The following is a 7757-nucleotide window of genomic DNA, read 5'->3' as shown; positions in this document are numbered from 1 at the left end:
AGCGGCAGATTTGCTCAACGTCTCTAGGCCATATCTCAGCGGTTTGCTGAAGAAGGGGGAGATCCCGTTCGTTCCAATCGGCTCACACAGGCGCGTCAAGTTTGAAGATTTGATCGCCTACAAAAATCGGCGTGATAGCAACCGGGAAGCAGCGCTGGATGAATTGGCACGCTTGGGCCAAGAATTCGATGCCTCATGAAGCACATTGCGGACCGCTTCGTTGTCGTATTAGACGCAAATGTCCTGTATCCATTCAGGATGCGGGACATTCTTTTGTGCTTCTATCATGCTGGCTTGTTTCGGGGCCGCTGGAGCAAAACAATATTGGAGGAATGGACTTCCAATCTCTTGGCTGAAAAGCCAGGCTTGGAACACAGTATTTGTTCGCAGTTGCAAAAAATGAGTTTCGAGTTTCCAGAAGCGCTGGTTACCGATTACGAAAGCTTGATAGGCGGCCTCGAGCTGCCTGATCAGAATGATCGCCACGTTCTCGCGGCTGCGATCCGCTGCGGAGCACAACACATCGTCACCCAAAATCTCAACGACTTCCCGCCAGAGGCTCTGGAACAATTTTCTGTTGAAGCGATTCACCCCGATGAATTTCTCTCCAGAACATTCGAACTTTACCCTACAGAGGCGACCGAAATCCTCAGAAAGTTAAGGCGCTCATATCAGAATCCGCCGTATACCCCTTCAGAATTTGTGCTTGACCTCACAGCGAAAGGTCTCCCCAAACTTGCGTCGCAGATCCGTCCGATGCGACCATTTCTCTGATGCACCGCAGGCGGTTCAATCGGCAGCCGATCGTGGCAAAGTTGTCGATCCTACGACGAAACCCTAAGACTTCGGGCGCAGAGCCGACTGGAGTGCGCTCAAGAGAGGCCAGTCGTGCCTGACGATACCGAAATTGCACCGCAAGACCGCCCCGACGCGCCACCGGAAGGCATCTTGGTGCCCTCCGCTCCCCCGCTCGCCGGCGACGGGCACGCGGTCCGGCGCTGGTTCACCGAAATCGAGGAGGAACCGGTCCCGGTCGCCGACGGCACGCTCGCCGGCGCCCGCAGCGCCGCCAGCGCCTATGCCCGCCGGGCCAAGGCCGAGAATACAAGACGGGCCTACCGGGCCGCGGTGCGCGTCTGGTGCCTCTGGTGCGACCGCCACGGGCTGACCCCCCTCCCCGCCTCCGGCGCGGACGTCGCCGCCTTTCTCGCCGACGAGCGCGGCCGCGGCGTCTCGACCGAAACACTGAAGCTCCGGCGCGCCGCGATCCGCTACCTGCATCGCCTCGCCGGCTGCCCGGTCCCGACCGACGACGCCTGCGTTGCCGAAACCATGGCGGGCATCCAGCGCGATGCCGCCGCCCGCGGCGAGATCCGCCGCAAGAAGGTGGCGGCGACGGCGACAGTGATCCGCCGGCTGCTGGCACCGATCGGCGATACCGAGCTGATCGACCTGCGCGACCGGGCGCTGATCCTGGTCGGCTTCGCCGGCGCGCTGCGGCGCTCGGAACTCGCCGGGATCAGAATCGAGTACCTCACACCGTCCGAGCGGGGGCTCCGCCTGACCCTGCCGCAGACCAAAGGGAGCCAGACCGAGGCGGTTACCGTCGCCCTCCCCTACGGCGATACCGAACTCTGCCCTGTTCGCGCCCTCGAGCGCTGGCAGATGGCGGCCGGATTGCATCAGGGCCCCGTGTTTCGCCGGATCTGGGCGCCGCCCTCCGGCCGCAAGGGACGCAAGCGGACCGCACCGCCGGACCCGGTGGTCGGCGCGCGGGCCCTCACCCCGCAGAGCGTGGCCCTGATCATCCAGCGCCGGGCCATGGCCGCCGGATTCGGCCGGCGGGACCTCGGCGGGCACAGCCTCAAGCGCGGGGCACTGACCACCGGAATGGAACGCGGAGTCCATCCCGCCCGGCTGAAGCGGCTCGGGCGCCACAAGAGCTTCGACGTGCTCGGCGAGTACCTGGAGTTCGGCGACCTGTTTGACGGGCACCCGCTGGACGGGGTGCTCTAGGCCCGTCGGGGTCTGATCTCACGCCAATTCAGATCGCCCGCAGGCGCAGAATATCCGGCACGTATGACGCTTGTCTGAATCCATATTTGGACTATATATTTGGTCAGTTCAAAGATGGAGCGAATATCATGGCTTCGCAAGTCCATCCCGCACCGACAATCGACCGCAAGGGTCTGTCGGGCCCTGCGCTGCGCACGTTTTTCCGTATTGCCGAGCTATGGGGACTGTCGGTCGACGACCAGATGGCGCTGCTTGGGGTTACAGCACGCTCGACGTTCTTCAAATGGAAGAAGGATGCGAATGCCATTCTGCCGAAGGACACACTGGAACGCATCTCCTATGTCCTCGGCATCTACAAGGCGCTCCAGATACTGCTGCCGGATGAGAGGGCTGCCGACACCTGGGTGAAGCGCGCCAATACCGCGCCCCTGTTCGGCGGGAGGTCGGCTCTCGACCGAATGCTGTCCGGACAGGTCGCCGACCTCTTTCTAGTCCGGCAATACCTAGATGCGCAGCGTGGCGGCTGGGCATGAGCCTTCCCGCCACCCAGGTCGAGTGGAAACCGAGCTGGCGGATCATCCCCAGCCGGTTTCCACCGATCCAGCTATTCGAGCGGGTGACGCCCCCCGACGATCTCGAGGCAATCTTCGCCGTCGAATCCCTGACGAACCCGCGACTGCGAGATGAGGTCGGCGACATCCGTCTCGTTCCGCCGGAGGATCGCGTCAGCGGTCCCGGCTCCAGCATCATCATGGCCGCATTCACGCATCTTAATTCCGCGGGCAGCCGGTTTACCGACGGCACATACGGTGTGTTCTACGCGGCCAACAATCTGGATACCGCCATCGCGGAAACAACCTACCACCGCGAACGCTTCATGCGGACGACGGCAGAGGTCCGGATGGAACTCGACATGCGGGTCTACCTGATCGATCTGGCCGCATCGCTGCACGACCTGCGCGGCCGCAAGGCGGAATTTCCAATCGTCTACCACAACGAGAACTACACCGCCGGTCAACATCTGGCGGCGACGCTGCGCAAGGAAGGCTCGAACGGCATCGCCTACGACAGCGTGCGCCACCACGGCGGAGAATGCGCAGCAGTGTTCCGCGCCCGCCTGCTCTCGAACTGTCGCCAGGAACGGCACCTCTGCTATGTCTGGGACGGACAGCGAATCACTGCGGTCTATGAAAAGCGGTCGCTCTGAGACGGAGCGCGATAACGGCGATCCGGCGATCCCGTCGAGCCGGGGAGTTCCCCACCTGCCCTCACCCAGAGGCACCGGATCCGCAGTCTGCTTCGCGACCGGCAAAGCCAAGAAATATGAGCTTCTGTAACGGGCCCTTGGATGTCAATCCCTCGTTGAGCGAGGGTCCGTCGCCAGGGTCTTGCTTCTGTCCGCAGTCGGCGCGAGGCCGCTGCCTCATGGGGTCTGAAAGGACCGGTCGGTCAATCTAGGGACGCGCGGGGCACTGTCAGGAATTCCGTGTATGGGCGGCGGTTGAACATCAGGCCGCCAGGGCCCTTACGAAGCGATCGCCGAAGATGACGGCGAACTGAGCCTTTGACATAGCCCATTCTCGAGGTGGCATCACCCACTCTTTTTCGGATCGGTTCAGGATCAGATTGCGGATTCCGATTGATGTCGGCCAGGTATTCCGAGGTGAAGCCGGCCACCAGACCAGCCCCGGCATCGAGGCCGCGGCGCTGGAAGCGCATTTCGCGTACTCCTCGCTGAACCTCTTCGTCGACCGCTCGGAACGATACAGCGCCTATGGCCGCGTCCACGAGCGCGACCAGGCCGAACAGATCGATGAGCGGATCATCGGGATCTTGAACCGGTTCAGTATTCCGTTCACGAGCGTCTCGATCGAGCATGGCGAACAGCAGGCTGTCGCGATGGTGCTCGAGTAGGCACGACGGGCTGCAGAGACAATCGGGGCGGAGCCGCTAAGCAGCTTCGACCAGGATCATACCCCCTCCCCTGCTAGGGCCGGCCACTCCATGGATGCGTGCATCTCGCATCACCCATCACGAAGCACGCATCTCGCATCGCTGTAATACCAACTCCTGAGCAGTCTCCGGCGGCTATCGTGATGCACGCATCACTCATCGTGATGCATGATGCGGCAAAATCGCTCAGCAAGCAGGCACAACTGACTGATCCTACGCTAATGCGCGGCACCTTTGCATCACGCATCTCGCATCACCAAACAATTCAAAAACAGATTTGAATTTCTTGACAGCCATTCGATGCGTGGTGCACGCATCGTGTATCACGAGTCACGCGTCACGACTCCAGTCTTTGCGGGTCGGGCGGGAACAGAGGGAATGGAAGATTGATGCGTGCATCACCAATCACGATGCAGTGCGAGCGGGCATGAAGCGAATTGCCCTGGTGCAGCAGAAGGGCGGGGCCGCGAAAACGACCCTGTGCGTCCACCTCGCAGTGGCAGCAGATCAGGCGGGGATGCGGACCGCCATCATCGACACCGATCCGCAGGCAAGCGCGTCAGCGGTCTGGGGGCAGGCGAGGGGGGATAGGACCCCGCCGGTCGCCCCGGTCCTAGCGGCCGAGCTGAAGGAGGCAATGGACGCGGCCGAGGCTGATGGCTTCCAGCTGATATTCGTCGACACCCCGCCACACACGGCGCCCGCACTCGAGGTGGTCGCGCGGAACATCGACCTCGCTCTCGTGCCGGTGCAGCCGTCAATCCTCGATGTTGCTGCCACCCAGGCCACACTTGACCTGCTGCGCGCGAACCGGGTGCCATCGGTCGCGGTACTGACCAGAACCTCTCCCAGGCCAGACGAGGAGATCGTCGAAACGGTCAGAGCTCTCAGGGAGCTCGAACTGCCGCTCCTGAACAGCCGCATTGTGGAGAGGAAGGTCTACCGGCGTGCCCTCACACAAGGGCAGGCCGTTGGCGAGTTCGACCCCACCAGCAAGGCAGCGCGGGAGATCCGCCAGCTCTGGAAGGAGATTGCCTTCTTGGATGCGATCCAGCTCAAGGCGGCCCCACCACAGAAGAGGAGGTCGTAATGTCGGCACCACCAAAGCGCAGCTTTACGAGCTTCGTGAAGCGTACGCCGGATCATCTCACCGAGACTGGCGGACGTCATGACCAGGCGCAAGCGGGACGCCCCGATCCGGCACAGGCGCCCGCCTCACACTCGAGGCCGGCCGATGCGGGGTGGCCGGAGGAGCGCCAACCGACCGCGGCGCAGAGCGAACGGCCCGAGGTAGACGAAACAGGGGAGGGGGGTGATGGCCGGCAGAGGGTACGCACATCCACTGGACGCGTTCGAACCTATTCCGCTTCACGGAGCCTGCCGGGTGTCACGCTGCGGCTTTCGGAGGAAAGGTGGGAGCGGCTCAAGCTGCTCTCCGTCCAAGAACGGCGGCCCATCCAGGAGATTCTCGGCGAGGCCATGGACGCCTACATGCGAGGGCGAGGGCTCAGATGGTAGCGAATGACGCGTGCTTCGTGATGCACGCATCATCGGCTACCGAGTCGCATGGTCGGGAGATCGGCCCGACTCGAATTGTCCACAATATCCACATGGGATTTCCTGACTTCGTGCTGCGCAACTGATGCTATCCACAGCTGAGCAAGATTTTCCACGGGGATTTTTCAACCGAAACATGGGATTTCCCGACCAAAACACGAGTCGCCCCGTGGGAATTCCTGACCATACTACTAATAGATTCAAACTAATTACTAATAGCTCGGCCAAGAAATCCCACAATACTTTGGTCGGGAAACCCACAATTTTTAGGTCAGAAAATCCCACAGTTGACATAGACTCGATGAGAAGGCGAAAAGTCGCTTTGGAGGGGTGGCTATGATCAATCGCCTAGACCAGAACGTCGCACAGCTGGTGCTCGATTATGGCAGTGAGAGGGCCCGGGAAATCGTCGGTCCCCGCTACCGCGCGCTTGTGGATATCGCCAACGAGGTGCTGACAGACGAGCGTCAACAGATCGGCATCTCATATTCTGGATTCTGCCTGACCAGTCTGCCCCACAAGCGCCTTTCCGACAGCGCCGTGTGGCAGCGGAAGGGGCACAAGGTTACCCTGCTCGTCGAGCCCGGGGTAATGCGCTCCAAGGGCCGCACGGTCCTGTATGGAGTCCCGTTCGGGGCCCGGGCCAGGATGATCCTCCTCTACCTCCAGACTCAGGCGATCCGGACGAACAGCCGGGAGATCGAGCTCGGCCGGTCCATGAGGACCTGGATGGAGCGCATGGGGATCGCCATCGGGGGAGAGACGACACGAGCCCTGAGGGAACAGGCGGCGCGGATATCGGCCTGCAGCCTCAAGTTCTTCTGGGAAGGCGACGGCGCGGAGGGATGGACCAGGGGGGGGATCGTCTCTTCCGGACTTCGCTTCAAGAGCGTGGTTGATGACGACGACCAGGGGAAGCTGTGGGACGACCGCGTCGTGCTGGACGAGACGTTCTGGCGTGCGCTGAAGGACCATCCTGTCCCCCTGCAGGAGGCTGCAATCCGGGCTCTTGCCCACCGCTCCCTGGCGCTTGACGTTTACATCTGGCTTGCCTGGCGCTGCCACGAGATCAAGGGTCCGACGGACATTTCCTGGATTTCCCTGGACGCGCAGTTCAACACGACAGGCCGGCCGTTGAAATACTTCAAGCCCCTGTTCACGGCCGCTCTGCGAGCGGCCATGGCGGCCTATCCCGACTGCCGGCTGGATGTGGAGGATCGGGGCATTACCCTCCAGCCCTCCAGGCCGCCAATACTCAAGCTGATCACATAGGGGCGTAGCGTCGTGGGATTTTCTGACCAAAATGGGATTTCCCGACCGAAATAATCCGCCCTGGCATGGTGTGGGATTTCTTGACCATCGGGCTCATAAATCCCGCCACTCGAAAAATAATTCATATTTTCAGTAAGTTGTTATGGATGTGCCGCCCGTCTGGAGGGTGGGATTTCCCGACCGGCGTACGATTTCGCCTGCGGTAGCAACCTGCCACCCGGCGGTCAGGAAATCCCACATACCGGCAATGGCCCGGGAGGGTGGCGAGCCAGAGACCCTAGTTGCAGGTGTGGGATTTCCTGACCGCTTGGAAAACCTTGAAAAATCAGAAGGATTCCAAAACACCGGAGTGCCGGCCCAAGGCGGTCGACAGCCTGGATGGAGACCATCAGGAAGTGTGGGGTGTGACGGCGCAGGCTGATCTGCGGTAAGCTGGCGTGGTGCCCCGACCTTCGATTCAGGCCAAACCGTCCGCTGACGCTGATCCCTCCGCCACGGACGAGGCTGGGATCATGCAGATCAAGGTGTGGTTGATCGGGATCAGCCCGATGGTGTGGCGGCGGTTTCTGGTGCCGAATACCTGTACCCTGCGGGAGTTGCATGGCGTCATCCAGGTCGTGATGGGGTGGGAGGGCATCCACCTCTACCAATTCTGCCTCCGGTCCCGCCGCTATGGATCCTGCGAAATATCGGCCTCGTCGCCAGACGTCACGCTGGCTGGGCTGCGGCTGCGCAAAGGCGCCCGGTTTGTCTATGAGTACGACCTGAACATCCCCTGGCGGCACGAGATCAGGATTGAGGATCACCTGCCTGGAGAACCGGGCAAGGCTTATCCGCGTTGCACTGGCGGCGACGGCACCTGCCCACCGGAGGACTGCGGCGGCCCGGGAGGCTATCTTGCTGGCCAGGATGAAGCTTCGTCGCTGGATGCCTTGGAAGACCTGCACACAATGGCCGAC

11 protein-coding genes are annotated in these 7757 nt (G+C 61.7%); all 11 read left to right on the top strand.

Going from position 1 to position 7757, the window contains the following annotated elements; translation table 11 throughout:
- Positions 1-199 (top strand): excisionase family DNA-binding protein (locus RT91_RS20880; protein WP_152982869.1); only part of this gene is annotated, 199 nt, incomplete at its 5' end.
- Positions 196-774, top strand: coding sequence for a PIN domain-containing protein (locus RT91_RS20875; RefSeq protein ID WP_082468652.1), 579 nt, complete (start codon positions 196-198; stop codon positions 772-774). The genes RT91_RS20880 and RT91_RS20875, both read left to right, overlap by 4 nt.
- Positions 775-951: 177 nt before the next feature.
- Positions 952-2016, top strand: a complete 1065-nt coding sequence (locus tag RT91_RS18010; RefSeq protein ID WP_240314349.1) for a site-specific integrase — start codon at positions 952-954, stop codon at positions 2014-2016.
- 128 nt (positions 2017-2144) lie between these two features.
- Entirely contained in the window at positions 2145-2549 is a 405-nt protein-coding gene (locus RT91_RS18005; protein WP_035188967.1) for an MbcA/ParS/Xre antitoxin family protein, read from the top strand.
- Positions 2546-3223 carry an RES family NAD+ phosphorylase gene (locus RT91_RS18000; RefSeq protein ID WP_035188965.1) on the top strand — a complete coding sequence of 226 codons (678 nt, stop codon included), beginning with the start codon at positions 2546-2548 and terminating at the stop codon, positions 3221-3223. Before RT91_RS18005 ends, RT91_RS18000 begins: the two co-directional genes overlap by 4 nt.
- 419 nt (positions 3224-3642) lie before the next feature.
- Positions 3643-3930 (top strand): hypothetical protein, encoded by a 288-nt coding sequence (locus RT91_RS22145; protein ID WP_035188962.1) that lies wholly within the window; start codon positions 3643-3645, stop codon positions 3928-3930.
- Between the two features lie 182 nt (positions 3931-4112).
- A complete protein-coding gene (locus RT91_RS22040) occupies positions 4113-4250 on the top strand; it encodes a hypothetical protein (protein ID WP_160321864.1) in 138 nt (45 codons plus the stop codon).
- Positions 4251-4396: 146 nt separating this feature from the next.
- Complete coding sequence (locus RT91_RS17990) at positions 4397-5059, top strand: ParA family protein (RefSeq protein WP_035188960.1); 663 nt, start codon at positions 4397-4399, stop codon at positions 5057-5059.
- 803 nt (positions 5060-5862) lie between these two features.
- Positions 5863-6798, top strand: a complete 936-nt coding sequence (locus RT91_RS17985) for a replication protein RepA (protein WP_035188958.1) — start codon at positions 5863-5865, stop codon at positions 6796-6798.
- 281 nt (positions 6799-7079) lie between these two features.
- A complete protein-coding gene (locus tag RT91_RS22035; RefSeq protein WP_160321863.1) occupies positions 7080-7229 on the top strand; it encodes a hypothetical protein in 150 nt (49 codons plus the stop codon).
- An 81-nt stretch (positions 7230-7310) separates the two neighbouring features.
- The coding region (locus RT91_RS17980; RefSeq protein WP_035188956.1) for a plasmid pRiA4b ORF-3 family protein at positions 7311-7757 on the top strand (447 nt) is incomplete at its 3' end.

The organism is Acidiphilium sp. JA12-A1 (genome assembly GCF_000724705.2).
Lineage (GTDB): Bacteria > Pseudomonadota > Alphaproteobacteria > Acetobacterales > Acetobacteraceae > Acidiphilium > Acidiphilium multivorum.
Note: the sequence above shows the minus strand (reverse complement) of the source record. Positions and strands in the feature narration are given on the sequence as shown.

Coding starts and splice junctions, on each gene's coding strand:
- RT91_RS18000 (WP_035188965.1), top strand. CDS start 2,546: ATGAGCCTTCCCGCCACCCAGGTCGAGTGGAAACCGAGCTGGCGGATC.
- RT91_RS20875 (WP_082468652.1), top strand. CDS start 196: ATGAAGCACATTGCGGACCGCTTCGTTGTCGTATTAGACGCAAATGTC.
- RT91_RS22040 (WP_160321864.1), top strand. CDS start 4,113: ATGCACGCATCACTCATCGTGATGCATGATGCGGCAAAATCGCTCAGC.
- RT91_RS18005 (WP_035188967.1), top strand. CDS start 2,145: ATGGCTTCGCAAGTCCATCCCGCACCGACAATCGACCGCAAGGGTCTG.
- RT91_RS17985 (WP_035188958.1), top strand. CDS start 5,863: ATGATCAATCGCCTAGACCAGAACGTCGCACAGCTGGTGCTCGATTAT.
- RT91_RS17990 (WP_035188960.1), top strand. CDS start 4,397: ATGAAGCGAATTGCCCTGGTGCAGCAGAAGGGCGGGGCCGCGAAAACG.